This window comes from Rhodococcus sp. 05-2254-5, assembly GCF_002258575.1.
GTDB classification, from domain to species: domain Bacteria; phylum Actinomycetota; class Actinomycetes; order Mycobacteriales; family Mycobacteriaceae; genus Rhodococcoides; species Rhodococcoides fascians.
On sequence record NZ_NOZG01000029.1, the window covers coordinates 666,877 to 687,147 of the forward strand.

Below are 20,271 nucleotides of genomic sequence, written 5' to 3' on the forward strand. Positions count from 1 at the left end.
TCGCTGGACGCGATCGTCGACTCGGAGGAAAGTCTTAATCGAGCGAACGACACCCACACGCGATCGACACCGACATCGGAGAACGACATGTCCCACAACACCCTGACTCTCGCGCCGCAGCCTCAGACCGTGCACCCAACCTCTGCACGCCGACACGGCATCGGCTTCTGGGTGGTGGCCGCAGCGTTCCTCACGGCAATGGCGTTCTCCACCGTCCCGAGCCCGCTGTATCCGCTGTATCAGGTGCGCGACGGCTTCTCGACCTTCATGGTCACGATCGTGTTCGCCGCCTACGCCGTCGGCGTGATCGTCAGTTTGATTCTCGCGGGCCATGTTTCGGACTGGGTCGGCCGCAAGAAGGTGTTGATTGCAGCGTTGCTGCTCGAGTTGGTGGCTGCGGTGATGTTCCTCAGCGGCACCGCACTTCCGTTGCTTCTCGTTGCACGGCTCATCACCGGGCTCGGCGTCGGCGCACTCACCGCGACCGCCACGGCCTACCTGCACGAACTGCATTCCACGCACCGGCCGACCGCCTCCGGCCAGCGATTCGAGATGGTGTCCACCGCCGCGAACATCGGGGGGCTCGGCGTCGGGCCGTTGGTGGCCGGGTTCCTGGCGCAGTTCGTCGCGGCTCCCCTGCACACCCCCTACCTGGTGTTCGCCGTCCTGCTGGTCGTCGCCATTGTCGGTGTGACGCTGACACCCGAGACCGTCGACGAGCCGGCGGAGCGGCCCGCCTACCACCCGCAGCGAATCAGCGCAGATCACGGTGATCGCGCTGGATACTTCGCCGCTGCCGCAGCAGGTTTCGCGTCGTTCGCAGTGTTCGGTGTATTCACCTCGGTGGCACCGGGATTCGTGGCAGGCACACTCGACCACCCGTCCCGCGCCCTCAGCGGAGTCACCGTGTTCGCGGTGTTCGGCACGGCAGCCCTCGCGCAGACCCTCACCAGTCGCATGTCGAGCACGGCGAAGCTCTCGCTGGGCATCTCGGCCGAGGCACTGGGTCTGATCGCTCTCGTCACCGGGATGCACACCCTGAGTCTGCCGATGTTCTTGATCGGAGGGGTCGTGGCCGGAATCGGTGCGGGCGTGCTCTTCAAGGCCGCAGTGGGAGCGGTCGCTGCCATGGCCGCACCGGCTCAGCGAAGCGAAGCCCTCGCTGGACTGTTCCTCATCTCCTACCTCGGGCTGGGTATCCCGGCCGTGGGAATCGGAATCGCCACCCTCTCCATGTCCGCAACCGCAGCCATGACCGGACTTGCGGCCTTAGTGCTGGTACTTCTACTGGGAGTGGCAACCCTGGCTCGACGGGCCCCGGCAACACCGCGGTGAGGCTCAGGGATTCCAGGTATCCGACGCGATCTCGGCAGGTCTACCCAGCAGATAGCCCTGTCCCTGAACAGAATTGGGCAACGCCTCGAGTTGATCGAGAGTTTCGATGCCCTCGACCACGCAGCCCAGTTTCAGATCGCGGGCCAAGTTGATGATTGCTCCGACGATGCTGCTGCTCGTCGCGTCACTGGTCATGCTGGACGTGAACGACCGGTCTATCTTCACTGCGCTCACCGGCAGCGTAGCGAGGTATCGCAGGCTCGCGAAGCCCGTTCCGAAGTCGTCGATGGCGATTCCTACACCCAGCGTGCGTAATTCGCCGAGCTGACGCAGGACCGACGAGCCGGAATCGAGCAACACGGACTCGGTGAGTTCGAGAACGAGGTCCCCCGGAGCCATGCGATGCCGACCGAGGGCTGCGTCCACTGCCGCACGGATGTCGACGTGTTGCGCCTGTCGGGCACTGAGATTCACGGCCATCGTGACGGGCGCGTCGGACGCGGAGGTAGGCGGGTTCTCGGATCGCCACCGCGCGAGGGTGCCGAGAGCGGTGTCGAGCACGCGCTCACCCAGATCGGAATGAGTCCCGTGTCCTCGGCCACCGGGATGAATCTGTCGGGTGAAATGGCTGTGCCCGTGCTGTCCCGCAGACGAGCGAGCGCCTCGAAACTGACCAGTCGCCGACTGCCGAGATCGTAGACCGGTTGGTAGGCCACGCCGAATGTCGCGGAACCGCCGCGATCAGGATCGAGCGCGTCCCTCAGGGTCTGTTCGATGTACGCACGCTCGATCGCGTGCACCCGCAGCGCGTCGTCGAACAGTTCGATTCGGTCCTTGCCCAATTGCTTCGCCCGGTACATCGCGGAGTCCGCATCGCGCAGCGCTTCCTGAGCACTGACACCCCGGCGGACCAACACCATCCCGACGCTTGCCGACACCACGTACTCACGGCCTCCGTACGCGATGGGCGCTGCGAGTACCGTCCGGATTCGTTCGGCGACCTGCACCGCAAGCGCGCCGTCCGCAGGCCTGCCTGATCCGTTCTCCGCAGGCAACGCATCGAGGACCAGAACGAACTCGTCGCCGCCGACTCGGGCGATCGAGTCCTCGGCCCGCAGCACCGAACGCAATCGGCGAGCGACCTCGACGAGGACCGCGTCACCGGCGGCGTGGCCGCCGGTGTCGTTGATTCGTTTGAACCCGTCCAGATCACAGAACAGCACCGCCGCGGCAGCGCCGGTGCGAGCCGTCCGCCGCACGCACCCGGTACCGGATGCTGACGCTCTCCCCATCCGGCAGGGAGGCAGCGTCCCGGTCCGCTGCCCGGACGACGTCGATGCCCTGGGACACCACCGACTCCAACCCGTCCTCGGGGGCGGCGGTGTCGCCGGGTGAGCCGTCCTGGTTCGGCCCGGTCAACAACGACCTGACGTTGCGCGAGGCCCACTTCACGGTCCCGGTCTCGACATCGGTGACGATGGTGACGTCCGGCGATGCCGTCAGCACCGCATCACGGAACGCGCGCGCCTGCTCGAGCTCGGCGCGCGCCTCACGCTCGGCAGTGACGTCCTCGGACAGCACCATCGCGCCGACGATTCGACCTGTGTCATCGCGCAGAGGTCTGGTCTTCACGGCGAAGATCGCACCCGTCCGGGAACCCACGGAGTCGAAGGACGATTCCTCCCCATCGATGGCCGCTGTGTAGAACGGCTTCAGCCGGGCATAGACCTCCGGCGGCACAGTGTCTTGCAGCAGCTGCCCCTCCATCCGCCGCGGGTCGTATCCTTCCGCCAGCAGTCCGGCACCTTCGACGAGAATGAATCGCAGGTCGCGATCGACGACCAGCACCGACGTGTGCGGGAGGTTCGCCGCCAGCTGCCGATACCGGGCCTCGCTTGCGTCGTCGAACATCGCAGGTGAGCGGAGCAACGGTCCGTAGAAGCGGCGCATCCCCAGGTAGACGACGCCGGCGAGTGCCGTCGAGGCCGTCACCATCACATCGACGGTCCCGCCCATCGACTCCCGCATCGCGTCCAGGGTTCCCATGCCGGAATCGGTACCGAGATGCGATGCGTGAGTGCCGAGCCCGGCCGTCAGATGCCACGCATGGATCAAGTGGTGGGCGGCACACGTCGTGAAGATCGCGGCGGTGGCGACCGCGAGCCGGTTGTTACGAAACTGCCCGGTTCGCAACAGCCCTCGGACGATGAACAGCACGATCCCCGAGTACGCAGCAGCGGTGATCCCGTTGAGGATCACCACCCAGAGCCACCCACTCACCGCGATCGCTCATCGGCTCGGTACGCCGGGCTCACGAGTCGGTTCGAGTCGACGACGAGCACGATGCGACCCCCCAGGTTCGTAGCGCGTTGCACAGAATGATCGGACCGGGACCGGAATTCGGTACTTCACCACCGAAGACCCGCATTGACCAGCGTTTCAGCACATTGTGTTTCGCGAAGGTTATCGCAGTTCTTTTTACACTGCTGCCGTTCGGGCAGCCGCGAATCGGGCGTTTCGCCGGATAATCCGCACCTTCGGTCCGCCGCCGAACGAACGCGATGCGTCGGGTAAGAAGCTCTCATGCCCTTCGCCGATGAACTACTCGGTCCGGACGCAGCCCACACGCTGTTTCGGACCATTCGTACGGCTGCTCCGAAAGCGGATTTGTCGTTGCTTCGAGAGTCGTCGGACGGGTTGGCTCCACTCGCACTCCGAGCCCGCGCCGACCTGCTGCGTGACGCGCTACTGACAGGGCTGCCGGGCGACTACGCCCAGTTCGCTCGAACCATCCGACTGGCCGCTGCGGATCCCGACTTTCGAGGCTGGTCGGTCTGGCCCGTGACCAGCGCCGTCGCATCGAAGGCCGTCGACGAGCGCACTGCGACCGCGTTCGACGACGGGATGTCCTTGCTCGCCGAGCTCACCGGCCGACTGACCTCCGAATTCGCCATCCGGACCTTCCTGCGAACCGATCTGGATCGGGCTCTCGCCATCGCGGCCGAGTGGACGCAATCACCGGACGAACACGTTCGCCGCCTCGCGTCGGAAGGCACCCGACCGTACTTGCCGTGGTCGGTGAGAGTGCCCGAAATACTTGCGCGCCCCGGCGTGACCGTGCCGATTCTGGACAGGCTGTACCGAGACGACAGCGACTACGTTCGGCGGTCGGTTGCCAACCACCTCAACGACTTCAGCCGAGACATCCCGGATGTCGTCGTCGGGACCGCGGCACGGTGGCTGGGCGAGCCGGACGCCAACACCGACCGGCTTGCGCGCCATGCGCTTCGGACGGTGATCAAGAAGGGGAACACCGACGCGCTCGCGTTATTGGGTTTCTCCCCGGCCGAACTCGAGGTGACGGGCCCTGCCGTGGACGTGACCGAGTTGCAGATCGGCGAGAGCCTGGGATTCACCGCGAAAATTCGCAACGTCGGCGTCGAGCCCGCAAAGATCGCGATCGACTACGTCGTCCACCACACCAAAGCGAACGGCGGAGTGACAGGGAAAACGTTCAAGCTGACGACCAAGACAGTCGCGCCCGGAGAGAGCATCGAGGTAGTGCGCCGACACTCGTTCAGAACGTTGACCACACGCACGTACTACCCCGGCCCGCACTCGATCGAGCTCCAGATCAACGGTGTGAGTTACGGTCTCGCGGAGTTCGTGCTCGTCCGCTAGCCGCGAGTTTTGTACCACGCACATGCGGCACATCGGCTACGTCCGTACGGTCGATGAGGTGCGTGGACAGTGGCGGTGGCTGGCGGTGGTGCTCGGCATCGCCGTGCTCGTCGCCGCGCCCTCGGTGATCGAGCGCCTGCCCGTCGCCGCGTCGGACATCGGTGCGGCGGAACTGCTGTCTCGGGTCCAGTCCTCCACCGCAACACCGTATTCGGGCTACGCCCAGGCCGTTGGCGGCGTCACCCTGCCGGTCACCGACGGACTCGGCGGCCTACCGGATCTGCTGGGCGACACCACGACCCTGCGCGCCTGGTACCGCGCCCCGGACAGCTTTCGCGTCGACACCGTCCGCCTCGCCGGTGAACGCGGTCTCTACCGGTCCCCGGCTCTGCTGTGGAGATGGGACTACGAACAGAACACGGCCGTGGCAAACCCGGTCCCCGAACCGAGCCTGCGTCTGCCGCGCGAGGCCGATCTGCTGCCGCCGGAGCTCGGGCAGCGGTTGCTCAGTGAGGCGACCACCGACGAGGTCACCCGGCTGCCGACCCGCCGAATCGCCGGCCGGGACGCCCCTGGCCTGCGGCTCGTCCCCGCCGAGTCGCAGAGCACCATCACCGAGGTCGACGTGTGGGCCGACCCCGACAGCGGGCTGCCACTGCAGGTCGACGTGCTCGCCGGCGGGGCCGCTCGCCCTGTTGTCAGCACCGCGTTCCTGGACTTCTCACCCGAGATGCCCGACGCCGACACCGTCCGTTTCGTCCCGCCCCCGGGAACCGATGTGCAGCAGCAGGACGGCCTCGACATCGCCTCGTTCGCCGACGGGACCGACTCTCCCCGTCTTCCGTCGACTCTGTCCGGACTGGATCTGCGGGCCCGCGACGAACCGGGATCCGTCGGGATATACGGCCGCGGAGTGACCGAGCTGATCGCCGCTCCGCTGCCGCGTCGCGCCGCGCGCGGGCTCGTCGACCAGTTGCGGGCCGCTCCCGGCGCAGTCGTGACCGGCGACAGCGTCGCACTGTCGATCGGACCGCTGAACGTCCTGATCACCGAGCCCGCCGGAGACCGCCGCCGATATCTGCTCTCCGGCACCGTCACCGCAGAAACCTTGGCCACCGCCGCCCAGCAGCTCGAAGGAGCAGCCACATGATCCGCACGACCGGCCTCACCAAGCGTTACGGATCGGTGCGGGCCGTCGACGGCGTCGACCTCAACGTGCGCGCCGGCGACATCTACGGCTTCGTGGGCGCGAACGGCTCCGGCAAGACGACGACCGTTCGGATGCTGCTCGGGCTGGTCCTGGCCACCTCCGGGCAGATGCAGGTGCTCGGCGAGGAGATGCCCCGACGACGCAGGAGCGTGCTGCCACGGGTGGGTGCACTGATCGAGAACCCCGCCGCCTACCCCAATCTTTCCGGGCGACGAAACCTCACGCTGCTCGACGCGGCCGGCCCCGGTGGTTCTCGGCGCACCCGCACCGCCCGCGTCGGCGAGGCCCTCGAGCAGGTGGGCCTCGCCGGGGTCGGACGCAGGCCGGTCAAGCAGTACTCGCTCGGCATGCGGCAGCGCCTCGGCTTGGCCGCGGCCCTCATGCGTACCCCCGAGCTGCTGATACTCGACGAGCCGACCAATGGCCTCGATCCACAGGGAATCCTCGAGATTCGAGAGTTGTTGCTGGACTTGCATTCCCGAGGCACCACCGTCTTCCTCTCGAGCCACCTGCTGGCCGAAGTGGAGCAATTGTGCGACCGAGTGGGAGTGCTCGATCGAGGTCGCCTCGTTCTGCAGGATCAGCTCTCTGCATTCCAACAACCCACCGGCCGAGTGCTCGTGCGTACCCCCGACCCCGCCGACGCGGTGACGGTCCTGTCCGACGTGAAGGACGCCACCGTGCTCGAGCGTGACGGACAGCAGCTCGTGATCGAACACCCTGATCCGGCCCTGCTCAATCGACTGCTCGTCGAAGGCGGCGTCCGGGTGAGCGAGTTGAGCCCGCAGCAAATGAGCCTCGAGCAGTCGGTGCTGGCGGTCACCGGTGCCAGCGCGGACCGAGTCGACGGTCCTGCTGGCCCTCGCGAAGGTTCCGTCCGATCGGAGGTGACCGCATGATCGGAGTCGAACTGCGCGCGATGCTTCGCCGACCCCGCACCTGGGTCGTCATCCTCCTGCTGAACCTGCTACCCACCATCGTCGCGGGCCTGCTGGCACTCACCGACGTCGGTCCGCGTCCCGGCGACGGACCTGCCTTCCTGTCCGCGGTGACCACGAACGGCCAGCTCTTCCCACTCGCCGCTCTTGCCATCGTGCTCCCGCTGTTCCTGCCCGTCGCGGTGTCGGTCATCGCCGGCGATTCCGTCGCCGGGGAGGCCCAGACCGGCACCCTGCGTTACCTGCTGGCCCGCCCGGTGGGACGAACGAAGCTGTTGGTCGCGAAGCTGATCTCGGTGGCTGCGTTCGTGCTGCTGGCCGTCGTCATCGTTGCTGCCGTCGCATACTTCGTCGGCACGACGCTGTTCGACACCACGTCGTTGGCCGGCGTGTCCAGCGTGTCCGGCACGGTACTGACAGACGAACAGGTCGCCGTGCGCACTGTCATCGCCGTGCTCTACGTGACCCTGTCGATGCTCGGAGTTGCTGCCATGGGGCTGTTCCTGTCGACCCTGACCGACTCGCCACTCGCGGCGACGCTGGGCGCGTTGGCCTTCCTCATCGCCAGCTCGCTACTGCTGACGCTGGACGCCGCCGACGCCATCGCGCCGTACCTTCCGACGCGGTACTGGCTGGCCTTCGTCGATCTCTTCCGCGACCCGGTGCCGACGCGGGACCTGGTGCGCGGCGTCGGATTGCAGGGCGTCTACGTCGTCGTGCTCCTGGGTGCCGCGTGGGCGAACTTCACCACCAAGGACATCACGAGCTGAGACGGCTGCAGTCGGCTGCGCCGAGCTCGACGGTAGAGCTGCCGTCCAACTGGGCCGAGACCATCGCGCCGACGAGAGGATCACGGGGCAGGTTTCCGTGGTCGACGGCCGAGTCCTCGCACACGCTCTGGACGGGGATGTCGATCGCCCCGTCGAGCCGGGCCGAGTTCGGCGGGGTCACCACTTGGTCCAGTTCGGTCCAGATCGACACCCACTGCGGCCCGTCCGGCGTCTCGTCGCCCAAGTTCAAGCCGACCAGCACGGAGCTGTTCGGGGCAAGCTGTTGGCAGGCGATCGGGCACCGGTCGGGTAGGACCTGGGCAGCCAGCCCCGCCACCTGGGTGCCGTGGTGTGGGGAGCCCAGGGTCACGATGCGCCGGGCCTGCTCGGCACCGCCCAGGTCAGCGACCCAGATCCGGGCCACCACCCCGCCGGCGGAGTACCCGACGACGTCGACCGAGGTCGCTCCCGTCCGAGTCAGAGCCGCGTCGACGGCGTCGCGCAGTGTCTGCGCCTGCGCGGTCAGGTCGCCGACGCCACCATCGGGCAGGGCCACGACGGTGGCGTCGCGGCCGTTCTCCCGTAGTTCCGCCGCGAGCACCTCGAGAGCTTCGGTGGATCCGCCGAACCCGGGGACCAGTAATACCGGGCCGGGAACCGACTGGTCGACGCTCGCGACGGGGTCGTTCGTGGACCGCGATGCGACGAAGGCCGCCACGGCCACGACGAGCCCGATCAGGACGAGAGCGAGTACGACGTACGCGAGGCGACGACGGGCCGGGGCGAGGGAGGCGAACACCTCGTCCAGTGTGCCCGTCGACGGTGGTGCGGAAGGTCAGAGTGTCTGCGTTTCAGCTTTCGATGGCGGTGATCGCGTCGACAGCGATGACGACGGTGACGTAGGGGGACCCTGTGGGGACCTCGGTGAGGGCGACGGTGATGAAGCCACCGTCGTCGTCGTTGTTGTCGACGGCCCCGATCTTGCCGACATGCTGGTGTCCGTCGATGGTGCTGATTCGGACGGGGGTTTCGGTATCGGAGTAGTTGGTGAAGATGACGGCGTCGATCATGTGGGTGTTCCTGTTCGTTCGGTGATGGATGTCGCGGGGTCCGCGACGCTGACGAGTCCGACGCTCACCGGAGCGGGATACGAAAAAGCCCCTCACAGATTTGTATCGGTGAGGGGCTGAGCCTGAGCCGCCTAAGAGAATCGAACTCTTGACCTTTTCATTACGAGTGAAATGCTCTACCGACTGAGCTAAGGCGGCGTGCCTTTCGGCGTTGGTGAGTCTAACGGAGCATCGGGTCGAAACGAAAATCGCCCTCCCTGACGGTCAGCCCGCGAGGCCGAGTCCTTCCGCAGGCCCGCTGAGGATCGTCTTGACGTGCCTGGTCAGGTCGTCGGCGAGCACTTCGGTCTCCCCGGCCTCCAGGGCGTCGAGCACCTGGCGCACCACGTCGCGTGGGTCGTTCTTCGGGACGTCGAGTTCGGCGATCATGTCGGTGTCGGTGTACCCGAGATGCACCCCGACAACGAGGGTTCCCTGCGGTGCGAGCTCGAGCCGGAGCGAGTTGGTGGCCGACCAGATCGCCGCCTTCGATGCCCCGTAGGCACCTGCACCGCCGAGCCACGACAGCACCGAGTGAATGTCGACCAACGCCCCGCCGCCGTTTGCCTTCAGTATCGGAGCGAACTCTTGCGCGATTCGCAGCGCGCCGAAGACATTGGTCTCGAACACCGCGCGAATGTCGTCGATCGACGTCGTCAGCAACGGTGTCGTTCCGGGAGCGCCGGCGTTGTTGAAGACGATCGACACATCGGATGCGATATCGGCAAGTGCGGCAACGGAATCCGCGTCGGTGACATCGAGAGCAACGGGAACCACCCGAGGATCCGAGTCCTCTCGCGGGCTCCTCGCAGTCGCGTACACCTTCGTTGCCCCACGCTCGAGCAATGCGTCGACTGTCGCCTTGCCCAGACCGCGCTGACCGCCGGTCACCAATACCGTTGCTCCCGAAACAGACACCATCGACTTCACCCTTACGACAGAGGTTAAATGCTTTTGACTCTGTCAGTAGTAGTTGACCAGTTCGACATAGTCAAATACTGTTCACTTATGTCACAGTCGCCGACGGAGCGCTTTCACCTAGCACCGGCACCCGACGGACTGAAGGTGGTGCAGAATCTGCTCAACACGCGAGCCATCGACGCGTACGGCCTCCCCGACCTCCTAGCGGACGGGAAGGCAGCGTCGCTCGTGTGGGAGACCGCGCTGTCGGACGACGATGCGGCCACGCTGCGGGCTCTGCGCTCGGATGTCGAAGCGGCCATTGCCGGCGACCTGCCCACGCGTCCGGCCGTCCGAGCAGAACTCGTACCGGGCGGCGACGGCACCGTACGACTGATGCCGACCGGCACCGGGGCCGACTACATCGCGTCGAAGATGTGGTCCGAAGTGCTTCTCGCCCAACAAGCGGACACGTGGCGACGACTCAAGCGATGCAAGAACGAGGCATGTGGATCTGCCTTCTACGACCGCTCCCGCAACAACAGCGGCGTCTGGCACGACGTGAAGACATGCGGCAATGTCGCCAATCTTCGCGCCTCACGGGCCCGACGGAAAATACAGAGCTAGCGCAGGACATCCCCGAGCGTCGCGACCATCGCATAGATCGCAAATTTGGGTTTTGCGTTGACAGCCAACGACTCTCGGCATTCGAGGATCGCCTCGATGCTTTTCAGCAGAGCCTCGGGCGGCACGGCTTTCGCCATTCGCTCGACCTGCTCGGCCATGTCGGGGTGCGTGGCCGTCGCGGTCGAGCCGTACGAACGCGCGAGCGCGTCGCGGTACAGGCCCACCAGGTCCATCAACGCGCGGTCGAGCGAGTCGCGGCCGGTTCTGGTGGCGCGAGACTTCTGCCGCTTCTCGAGGTCCTTGAGCACTCCGGCCGAGCCACGCAATGCTCCGGCAGCGCCCTTACCTGTGCCTCCGGCACCCAGAGCCGTGCGCAATTCCTCGGTCTCGGCCTCGTCACGAGTGGCACTCATTTCCTTGGCCTCGTCCTCGGCGGCCTTCACCAGTTCCTCGGCTGCGAGGTACGCCTGATTGGGACGGGCCGCGGCCGACGCCAGCGCAAGTGCCCGCTTGCGTCGCGCCCGCGCGTCCTCGTCGGTCGCGAGTCGGCGTGCTCTGCCCACATGGCCGCCGCTGATCGACGCGGCCCACTCCGCTGTCTCGGCGTCGAGCTTGTCGCGGGTCTGCAGCACCTGCGCGATGGCCGGCACTGTGGGCGTCACCAACGAGACGTGCCGGCAGCGCGAGCGCAGCGTCACCGAGATGTCCTGCGGATCGACCGATGGAGCGCACAACAGGAACACCGTCCGAGCGGGCGGCTCCTCGACGACCTTGAGCAGTACGTTTCCGGCACCCTCGGTGAGTCGATCGGCATCCTCGACGACGACCACCTGCCACAGACCGGTGCTCGGCCGACGCGACGCGACCGAGACGATGTCTCGCATCTCCTTGGTACTGATGCTCAGACCCTCCGGGATGACGCGTCGTACATCGCCGTGAGTGCCTGCCATCGTTGTCGAACACGCCTGACAATGCCCACACCCCGGAGTGCCCTCGGTGGTGCACTGCAACGCCGCAGCGAAGCACAGGGCGGCGATGGAACGCCCGGACCCGGGAGGGCCGGTGAAGAGCCACGAATGCGTCATCGCCGACGAGTCGACGCCCGTACGAGCAGCCACTGCTGCAGCCGTCAGATCGGCCTCGACATCTTCCTGACCGACCAAACGATCGAACACACCCGCCATGCTGGCAACCCTAACGGTTGGGACCGACTACTCCCGGCGCACTGTTCCCGGACACTGCCGAACTCGAAGCTATAGACGTTATCGCTGCCGATTCCATCCACAACTTCGAGTTCGCGAGCTATTCGCCGTCGGTCTTCTTCGCCGGTGCCTTCTTGGCAGCAGCCTTCTTCGTCGTCGTCTTGGCCGCCGTCGTCTTCGTGGCGGTCTTCTTGGCTGCAGCCTTCTTGGCCGGAGCCTTCTTCGCGGCAGCCTTCTTGGCCGGAGCCTTCTTCGCAGCGGCCTTCTTCGCCGGTGCCTTCTTCTTCACCGGGCCACGAGCACGCCTGTCCGCCAACAACTCCGACGCGCGATCGTCGGTGATCGTCTCGACCTCGTCGTCCTTGCGCAGACTCGCGTTGGTCTCGCCGTCGGTGACGTACGGCCCGAATCGACCGTCCTTGATCACCATCGGCTTCTCACTGATCGGGTCGACGCCCAGTTCCCGCAGCGGCGGCTTGGCCTCACCCTGACGGCCTCGACGCTTGGGCTCGGCGTAGATCTTGAGAGCCTCTTCGAGACTGACCGTGAACATCTGATCCTCGTCGGCGAGCGAGCGAGAGTCGGTGCCCTTCTTCAGATACGGGCCGTAACGGCCGTTCTGCGCGGTGATCTCTTCCTTGGACTCGGGATCGACGCCCACGATGCGCGGCAACGACAGCAGCTTGAGTGCATCCTCGAGCGTGATCGTCGCCAGATCCATCGACTTGAGCAACGAGCCGGTCCGCGGCTTGGGGCCGGTGGCCTTCTTCGCGGCAGCCTTCTTGGCCGGTGCCTTCTTGGCTGCAGCCTTCTTCACCGCAGTCTTGACGCCACCGCCACCATCACCGTCGCTACCTGACGGGATCGGCACGATGTCGGGCTGAGGCGGCGTCGGCTCGGGTTCCGGCTCGGGCAGGATCTCGGTGACGTAAGGCCCGAAACGGCCTTCCTTCGCGACGATGTCGTGGCCGGTCAGCGGATCGACACCGAGCTTGCGGCCCTCTTGTGGTGTGGCGAAAAGCTTTTCGGCGAAATCGATCGTCAACTCGTCCGGCGGAAGATCGTCGGGCAGGTTGGCGCGCTGGCTGATCGGGTCGCCGTCGGGATCGTCGTCGCTCTTGACCATGCGCTCGAGGTACGGACCGTAACGGCCTACGCGCACATGGATTTCGCGTCCCTCGGAGTCGTCGAACAGACGGATCGAGTTAATGGTGCGCGCATCGATCTCCTCGAGATTCTGGCCCACCATCTTCTTAAGGCCACCGGAGCGCGCCACCGAACCCTCGGCACCGGTCTCGCCGCCGAAGTAGAAGTTCTGCAGCCAATCGCCGCGGCGCTCACGGCCTCCCGCGATCGCGTCGAGATCGTCTTCCATGCCTGCGGTGAAATCGAAGTCCACCAGACGCCCGAAGTGCGCTTCCAGCAACGCAATCACCGAGAACGCCACCCACGACGGCACCAGAGCACTGCCACGCTTGTAGACGTAACCGCGGTCGAGAATGGTCTTGATGATCGACGAATACGTCGACGGCCGACCGATTCCCAGCTCTTCGAGCGTCTTGATGAGCGACGCCTCGGTGAATCGAGCCGGCGGGTTGGTGGTGTGACCGTCGGGATCGAGCTTGGTGGCCGTCACTGCCTGGCCGGCCTTCAGCGCGGGCAGACGTGACTCGGCGTCGTCGGTCTGACCGCCCGCCTCGTCGTCGACGCTCTCGACGTAGGCCTTGAGAAAGCCGGCGAACGTGATGGTGCGCCCCGACGCGGAGAACGTGCATTCCTCGCCGGTGCCTGCGGTTCCGGTGATGCGCAGCGTCAGCGTGGTACCGCGCAGATCCGCCATCTGCGACGCGACCGTGCGCTGCCAGATCAGCTCGTAGAGCCGGAACTCGTCGGTCTGTAGCGCCGAATGCAGCTGACCGGGAGTCTGGAACACGTCACCCGAGGGGCGGATGGCCTCGTGCGCCTCCTGCGCGTTCTTGACCTTGCGGGTGTACTGCCGCGGAGTGGGGTGCACGTACTCCGGGCCGTACAGCTCGGTCGCCTGCGCCCGTGCCGCGGAGACCGCAGACGCGGACAGCGACGTCGAGTCGGTACGCATGTAGGTGATATAGCCGTTCTCGTACAGGCGCTGCGCGACACGCATGGTCCGCTCGGAACTGAACCGCAGCTTGCGGCCGGCCTCCTGCTGCAGCGTCGACGTCATGAACGGCGGGTACGGCTTACGCGTGTACGGCTTGTCCTCGGCGGACGCGACGGTGAGGTCGACGCCTTCGAGAGCGTCGGCGAGGCGTCGGGCATGCGGTTCGTCGAGAACGGTGACCGACTCGGTCTTGAGCTTGCCGTCGGGACCGAAGTCGCGGCCGGCGGCGACGCGATTGCCGTCGACGTTGACCAGCCGAGCACCGAAACTGCGCGGGCTCGCCTCGGCCCCGGCGTCGAGGGTGGCAGAAATATCCCAGTACTCGGCGCTACGGAACGCCATCCGCTCGCGTTCACGCTGGACGATGATGCGGGTGGCCACGGACTGCACACGGCCTGCCGACAGCTTCGGCATGACCTTCTTCCACAGCACCGGGCTGACCTCGTAGCCGTAGAGACGGTCGAGGATGCGGCGGGTTTCCTGTGCGTCGACGAGGTCTTGGTCGAGGTCGCGAGTATCGGCGGCGGCCGCGAGGATCGCCGGCTTGGTGATCTCGTGGAAGACCATGCGTCGAACCGGGACTTTGGGGTTCAGGGTCTCGAGGAGATGCCAGGCGATGGCCTCACCCTCGCGGTCGGGGTCAGTGGCGAGATACAGCTCGTCGGCGTCCTTGAGCAGGCTTTTGAGCTCTGCGACCTTGCCCTTCTTCTCGGGCGAGACGACGTAGAGGGCCTCGAAGTCGTGGTCGACGTCCACGCCCAGACGTGCCCACGGCTCGCCCTTGTATTTGGCGGGCACGTCGGCAGCACCGCGAGGAAGGTCGCGGATATGGCCGACCGAGGCCTCGACGACATAGTTGCTCCCGAGGTAGGGAGCGATCTTTTTGGCCTTGGTCGGAGACTCGACGATGACCAGACGACGCGGCTCGGCGGAGCTGTCCCCCGAGCCGTTGTTACGTGCTGCCACCTTGCTGCCGAACCTTCCCTAGTGCGTTTTCACAAGCAGATTTGCCTGCCCCACTCCTAACAGACTGACATACGTCGAGCAAATACTCGCAGATCAGTCATTCATCTTCCTACTCAGCGTGGGGCCAATTGGTACGTGCGTCCACATTCGCAGGAGCCTCGCCGACGTTCTCGGTGAGGCGCAACAGCCGACGTCGGCCGGTGATTCGAAGGCCAGGATTGGACCCGCGGGTGCCGATCAGAGTCGGCGCGATGCCCGCGCGCATCAACGATTGAGCGAGGACCGCATGAGTCTCCGGCGCGTGCGGATCGAGGCCGAGTACGTAGCGTTCCCCCTCCGCCTCGGGACGCCCCGACGCGAGCACCCATGCCCGCAACTCCCGAGAACCGGGCACCCACCCGGGAGGCACGGCCTTCACCGCGCCCTTGGTCCACAACGACGCCAGGGCGGACAGTTCCGGAACCGACGCGGTGCGGACGAGAGGACGGTCTTCTTCGGACCGTCCCAGCTCTGCCGACAGACCACATTGTTCGATCAACTCGGCAATGGCATCGGCCCGCCACTGCGCGTCGACGACGACGGAGATACGCGCCGATCCCGAGGATGTGACGACATGGCCGGTGGCAGCCAGCAGTCCGCTGAGATCGGTCACCGCGGGCGGCAACGACTCGGCAGAGAAGAAGGACAGCTGGTTCACAGCATGGACATTAGGACATCGACACCGGCAGACACTGCTTTCGACTCTTCCTGGTGGTTCGCCACGAACGAAACATCCCCCTTTCTCGAACGGCTTTTCACGGCCGATCGAGAAAGGGGGATGAAGGTTCTCGTCTCCGAAGAGAAAAGAATCAGACTGCGCGAACGCCCGTTGCCTGAGGACCCTTGGTGCCCTGGCCGACCTCGAACTCGACGCGCTGGTTCTCCTCGAGGGTGCGGAAGCCGCTGCCCTGGATCTCGGAGTAGTGAACGAAAACGTCAGCGGAGCCGTCTTCTGGTGCGATGAATCCAAAGCCCTTTTCGGCGTTGAACCACTTCACAGTTCCCTGTGCCATGCTTTTCCTTCTCTTTCTAACACCGGATTCGATGGAGCGCACTTTCGATCCATCGGGCCGGTTCCGACCGCTGCACTTGTACGAATCCCCCTCAGGATTCCCCCTGATGGACGAGCTCTCCCAGTACCGCGCCCGCAACATAAGATCCTGCGAAGCGTAGAACGAACACAGAAGCTGCGACCGCGTCAAGTGAACCATGAACTCCGCGTTCGCAACAGTCGAAAACCGACCCTTTTCGAACAAATTGCCCGTCTTGTAACAACACACAACGCCGGACGGGTGGAATGCGGCTCTCACCAGGGCTCGAGCCGCTCGTTTCGGGTCCGCGATAGCATGAGGGCTCCAGGTCCCGCCTAGCCCGAATGGGCGGCCAGTAGATCGAACGAATGTATGGAGACCGGCAGTGAGCGAGAAGCATCCGCACGACGGTGCGGATGTCCGGAGTTACGGGCAGCGGCTGCTGGATCGAGTGTTGGCCGGTACCCCCGCCGACGACGGCCCCGTCACGCACGTCGCCGAGTTGCCGGCTCGATCGTCCAGCTTTGCACCATGGCCGTCGTGGGTCGGCCCGGAAGTGGTGCAGGTGATCACCTCTCGGGGCATCGCACAACCGTGGACGCATCAGGCCCGGGCCGCGACGCTCGCCGCCGAGGGCAGTCATGTGGTGCTCTCGACGAGTACCGCGTCGGGCAAATCGTTGGCCTATCAGCTGCCCATTCTGACGACGCTGGCCGCCGACGCCCGGGCGACGGCTCTGTATCTCGCACCGACCAAGGCCCTCGGCGCCGATCAGCTACGCACCACCATCTCGATCACCGACGAGTTACGTTCGCTGTCAAACGATCTCGCCGAGGTGTTTCCCAGCTCGTACGACGGCGACACCCCGATCGAGATTCGGCAGTGGGCCAGAACCAATGCGCGCTGGATCTTCACCAATCCCGACATGTTGCACCTGGGCATCCTCGGCGCGCACGAGCGATGGTCGCGTTTCCTGCGCAACCTTCGATACGTGGTGGTCGACGAATGCCATTACTACCGAGGTGTTTTCGGCTCCAACGTCGCCCTGGTACTCCGTCGGCTGCGACGCCTCTGCGCGCGCTACGGAGCGTCTCCGGTGTTCGTTCTCGCCAGTGCCACCACCTCGGAGCCGGGACGCGCTGCCAGTCGACTCATCGGAGCGCCCTGCGAGGAGATCACCGAAGACGGCTCGCCCCACGGAGCGCGTACCGTCGCACTCTGGGAACCGCCGCTGCTCAAGGAGATCACCGGCGAGAACGGTGCGCCGGTACGCAAATCGGCGGGGGCCGAGGCGTCGCGCATCATGGCGGATCTGTTGATCGAGGGTGCACGGACACTCGCGTTCGTACGGTCCAGGCGCGGAGCCGAGGTCACTGCGTTGGGGACCCAGAGAATTCTCGCCGACGTCGATCCGCAATTGGTCCGACGCGTCGCCGCTTATCGCGCAGGCTATTTGGCCGAGGATCGTCGCAAACTCGAACGCGACCTGTCCGACGGCACCCTGCTGGGAGTGGCCACCACCAACGCCCTCGAACTCGGCGTCGACATCGCCGGTTTGGACGCGGTGATCGTCGCCGGTTTCCCGGGCACCGTCGCCTCGTTCTGGCAACAGGGTGGGCGTGCCGGACGACGCGGGGAGGGCTCACTGCTGGTACTCGTCGCGCGCGACGATCCTCTGGATACGTACCTGGTGCATCACCCGGCTGCCCTGCTGGACAAGCCGGTCGAGGCAACCGTCACCGACCCCACCAATCCGTATATTCTTGCTCCCCAATTGCTTTGCGCTGCAGTCGAACTACCGATCACCCTGGCCGAGGCCGAGGCGTTGAGCGCGGAATCGGTACTCGAAGAGCTCGAGCTGAAGGGCTACGTGCGTAAGCGTCCTCACGGGTGGTTCATCACCCCCGAGGGGCAGCAGCTGTCTCCGCACGGTGCGGTCAACATTCGCGGCGGCACGGGCGTGCAGGTCGCCATCGTCGACGGCGAGTCCGGCCGCATGCTCGGCACAGTCGACGGCGGACGTGCCCCTGCCACAGCGCATCCCGGTGCGGTGCACATTCATCAGGGCGAGTCCTTCGTGGTCGACGAGCTCGATCTCGAGGCCGGCCTCGCGCTGGTGCATGCCGAACAACCCGAGTGGAACACCTCGGCCCGCGAGATCACCGACATCGCGATCACGGCGGTGCACGAATCCGTCGACTACGGCGAGGTCCGCGTCGCGCTGGTGCAGGTGAACGTCACCCATCAGGTGGTGGGATATCTTCGACGCCTCCCCTCGGGCGAGGTACTCGATTCCATCGAACTCGACATGCCGGCCCAGACCCTCGACACCCGCGCCGTCATGTACACCATCACCCCGGAGTTGTTGGAGCACAGCGGTGTTCCGTTCGAGCGATTCCCCGGATCGCTGCATGCCGCCGAGCACGCCGCCATCGGCTTGCTGCCGTTGGTCGCGACCTGCGATCGATGGGACATCGGTGGAGTGTCGACGGCATTACACCCCGACACCGGGCTCCCGACCGTCTTCGTTTACGACGGATACGACGGCGGAGCGGGTTTCGCAGACCGCGGACACGTGGCCATCGCCGACTGGCTCGCCGCCACCAAGGACGCCATCGTCTCCTGCGAATGTCAGACCGGTTGCCCGTCATGCGTGCAATCCCCCAAATGCGGAAACGGCAACGATCCACTGGACAAAGAGGGTGCCGTTCGAGTGCTGACCGCAGTGTTGGCGGCCGTCACTCGCGAGGGATGAGCCGACCGATCTCGCAGTCAGGAACCTGGTGGCTGGGTACCGAGTGGGGGTTCACCGCAAACGCGCGCGCGTTTGCCATGCGCGCGCAAAATTGTCAGGATTTCGCGGGGATTGCCAGTCATTTTTCGCAAACGCGCGCGCGTTCAAGGCTTGGATCGAACTGGTGCGCCACCCTGCTCGTTGCTGCCGACACCTCGGGTGGTGTGGTGGGGAGAGGATCAGCCCACAGAATCGAGACGACGCATGCCCATTGCCCGGCAGATACCGAAAGCCACCGACTTGCGCGAGGTGCTCTCGTTCAAGAAGCCCGATCTGAACCTGCGCCGACGACGCCTCAGCGCGGCACTGACCATCGACGATCTCCGCACCATCGCCCGTCGCCGTACCCCGCGCGCGGCATTCGATTACACCGACGGCGCGGCCGACGCCGAGATCTCACTCTCCCGAGCCCGGCAGGCCTTCCGTGACGTCGAATTCCACCCCTCGATCCTGCGAGACGTCTCCCACGTCGACACCTCGACGACGGTGTTCGGCGGACCGTCCGCGCTTCCGTTCGGTATCGCCCCGACGGGCTTCACGCGCCTGATGCAGACCGAGGGTGAATACGCCGGTTCTGCCGCCGCCGGCGCTGCTGGAATTCCGTTCTCCCTCTCGACGCTGGGCACCACGTCGATCGAGGACGTGAAGGCCACCAACCCGAACGGCCGAAACTGGTTCCAGCTCTACGTCATGCGTAACCGCGACATCTCGTTCGGACTGGTCGAACGCGCCGCGAAAGCAGGCTTCGACACCCTCCTGTTCACGGTCGACACACCGGTCGCCGGAGCTCGCCTGCGAGACAAACGCAACGGGTTCTCCATTCCGCCGCAGTTGACCGCGTCGACCATCGCCAACGCCATTCCGCGTCCATGGTGGTGGTGGGACTTCCTCACCACGCCCAAGTTGGAGTTCGCGTCGCTGACCTCTACCGGCGGCACAGTCGGAGAGCTGGTCGATTCAGCGATGGATCCCTCCATCTCGTTCGAGGATCTCGACGTCATCCGTGAGATCTGGCCCGGCAAGTTGGTCGTCAAAGGTGTTCAGTCGGTGGCGGATTCGGCGCGCCTTGCCGAACTGGGTGTGGACGGCATCGTTCTGTCCAATCACGGAGGCCGACAACTCGATCGGGCTCCCGTCCCCTTCCACCTGCTGCCGCAGGTCGTCCGTGAAGTCGGCTCCGACTTCGAAGTAGCCGTCGACACCGGCATCATGCACGGTTCCGACATCGTGGCCTCCATCGCAATGGGTGCATCGTTCACGCTCGTAGGCCGCGCGTATCTGTACGGCCTGATGGCCGGTGGCCGCGCGGGCGTCGACCGCATGATCGAGATTCTGAGGGAGGAGATCATCCGCACCATGCAACTGCTGCAGGTCAATTCACTCGCGGAACTGACCCCGGAACACGTCACGCAACTCACTCGGTCGGCCCCTCTGCAGTCCGGTGCCGCCGCATTCACGCCGCGCTGACCGCTGCGGACATCCCGACCCGCCGAGGCCGTGGCAAGACTCTCGGCCACGGGTTCGGGTCC

16 protein-coding genes, 1 tRNA gene and 1 pseudogene are annotated in these 20,271 nt (G+C 65.6%); 8 read left to right on the plus strand and 10 right to left on the minus strand.

Annotated features, from left to right (window positions below):
- The first annotated feature begins 87 nt into the window (after window positions 1-87).
- On the plus strand, window positions 88-1,335 hold the full coding sequence (locus tag CH278_RS22725) for an MFS transporter (protein ID WP_094622957.1): 1,248 nt from the start codon (window positions 88-90) through the stop codon (window positions 1,333-1,335).
- A gap of 3 nt (window positions 1,336-1,338) precedes the next feature.
- Here the strand turns inward: CH278_RS22725 and CH278_RS28265 are convergent.
- Together CH278_RS28265 and CH278_RS22740 are read right to left on the minus strand one after the other, a co-directional pair.
- Window positions 1,339-2,627 (minus strand): annotated as a pseudogene (locus tag CH278_RS28265) (putative bifunctional diguanylate cyclase/phosphodiesterase).
- Window positions 2,545-3,615, minus strand: coding sequence for a PAS domain-containing protein (locus tag CH278_RS22740; protein ID WP_143536287.1), 1,071 nt, complete (start codon window positions 3,613-3,615; stop codon window positions 2,545-2,547). The pseudogene CH278_RS28265 and the gene CH278_RS22740 overlap by 83 nt, the downstream one beginning before the upstream one ends.
- Before the next feature lie 303 nt (window positions 3,616-3,918).
- Between CH278_RS22740 and CH278_RS22745 the strand changes: the two genes are divergently transcribed.
- The 4 genes from CH278_RS22745 to CH278_RS22760 are packed head-to-tail and all read left to right on the plus strand — an operon-like array spanning window position 3,919 to window position 7,934.
- Window positions 3,919-5,016, plus strand: a complete 1,098-nt coding sequence (locus tag CH278_RS22745) for a DNA alkylation repair protein (protein WP_094622871.1) — start codon at window positions 3,919-3,921, stop codon at window positions 5,014-5,016.
- Between the two features lie 58 nt (window positions 5,017-5,074).
- Window positions 5,075-6,166 (plus strand): LolA family protein, encoded by a 1,092-nt coding sequence (locus CH278_RS22750; protein WP_143536288.1) that lies wholly within the window; start codon window positions 5,075-5,077, stop codon window positions 6,164-6,166.
- A complete protein-coding gene (locus CH278_RS22755; protein WP_094622872.1) occupies window positions 6,163-7,125 on the plus strand; it encodes an ABC transporter ATP-binding protein in 963 nt (320 codons plus the stop codon). Before CH278_RS22750 ends, CH278_RS22755 begins: the two co-directional genes overlap by 4 nt.
- The gene (locus tag CH278_RS22760) at window positions 7,122-7,934 is read left to right on the plus strand and encodes an ABC transporter permease (RefSeq protein ID WP_094622873.1); all 813 of its coding nucleotides are present in this window, start codon (window positions 7,122-7,124) and stop codon (window positions 7,932-7,934) included. The genes CH278_RS22755 and CH278_RS22760 overlap by 4 nt, the downstream gene beginning before the upstream one ends.
- On the opposite strand, the gene CH278_RS22765 is transcribed toward CH278_RS22760, so the two are convergent.
- The 4 genes from CH278_RS22765 to CH278_RS22780 form a co-directional block, all read right to left on the minus strand.
- Complete coding sequence (locus tag CH278_RS22765) at window positions 7,924-8,733, minus strand: esterase/lipase family protein (RefSeq protein WP_094622874.1); 810 nt, start codon at window positions 8,731-8,733, stop codon at window positions 7,924-7,926. The genes CH278_RS22760 and CH278_RS22765 overlap by 11 nt on opposite strands.
- A 52-nt stretch (window positions 8,734-8,785) precedes the next feature.
- Window positions 8,786-9,004: a hypothetical protein gene (locus tag CH278_RS22770; protein WP_027494450.1), complete on the minus strand. Its 219-nt coding sequence runs from the start codon at window positions 9,002-9,004 to the stop codon at window positions 8,786-8,788.
- A 125-nt stretch (window positions 9,005-9,129) separates the two neighbouring features.
- Window positions 9,130-9,202, minus strand: a tRNA-Thr gene (locus CH278_RS22775).
- Window positions 9,203-9,268: 66 nt separating this feature from the next.
- On the minus strand, window positions 9,269-9,964 hold the full coding sequence (locus tag CH278_RS22780) for an SDR family oxidoreductase (protein ID WP_032386610.1): 696 nt from the start codon (window positions 9,962-9,964) through the stop codon (window positions 9,269-9,271).
- Between the two features lie 87 nt (window positions 9,965-10,051).
- Between CH278_RS22780 and CH278_RS22785 the strand changes: the two genes are divergently transcribed.
- Complete coding sequence (locus CH278_RS22785) at window positions 10,052-10,570, plus strand: CGNR zinc finger domain-containing protein (protein WP_094622875.1); 519 nt, start codon at window positions 10,052-10,054, stop codon at window positions 10,568-10,570.
- Here CH278_RS22785 and CH278_RS22790 read toward each other — a convergent pair.
- From CH278_RS22790 to CH278_RS22805, 4 genes are all read right to left on the minus strand, one after another.
- Complete coding sequence (locus CH278_RS22790) at window positions 10,567-11,754, minus strand: DNA polymerase III subunit delta' (RefSeq protein ID WP_027494468.1); 1,188 nt, start codon at window positions 11,752-11,754, stop codon at window positions 10,567-10,569. The two genes, CH278_RS22785 and CH278_RS22790, sit on opposite strands and share 4 nt — an antisense overlap.
- Window positions 11,755-11,872: 118 nt before the next feature.
- Entirely contained in the window at window positions 11,873-14,878 is a 3,006-nt protein-coding gene (topA, locus tag CH278_RS22795) for a type I DNA topoisomerase (protein ID WP_094622876.1), read from the minus strand.
- A gap of 109 nt (window positions 14,879-14,987) precedes the next feature.
- The gene (locus tag CH278_RS22800) at window positions 14,988-15,575 is read right to left on the minus strand and encodes a hypothetical protein (protein ID WP_032364537.1); all 588 of its coding nucleotides are present in this window, start codon (window positions 15,573-15,575) and stop codon (window positions 14,988-14,990) included.
- A gap of 151 nt (window positions 15,576-15,726) precedes the next feature.
- Window positions 15,727-15,930, minus strand: a complete 204-nt coding sequence (locus CH278_RS22805; RefSeq protein WP_005248460.1) for a cold-shock protein — start codon at window positions 15,928-15,930, stop codon at window positions 15,727-15,729.
- 403 nt (window positions 15,931-16,333) lie between these two features.
- On the opposite strand from CH278_RS22805, the gene CH278_RS22810 reads away from it, so the two are divergent.
- Window positions 16,334-18,703: a DEAD/DEAH box helicase gene (locus tag CH278_RS22810; protein ID WP_094622877.1), complete on the plus strand. Its 2,370-nt coding sequence runs from the start codon at window positions 16,334-16,336 to the stop codon at window positions 18,701-18,703.
- 243 nt (window positions 18,704-18,946) lie between these two features.
- Complete coding sequence (locus CH278_RS22815; protein ID WP_057472581.1) at window positions 18,947-20,209, plus strand: alpha-hydroxy acid oxidase; 1,263 nt, start codon at window positions 18,947-18,949, stop codon at window positions 20,207-20,209.
- Window positions 20,210-20,271 lie beyond the last annotated feature (62 nt).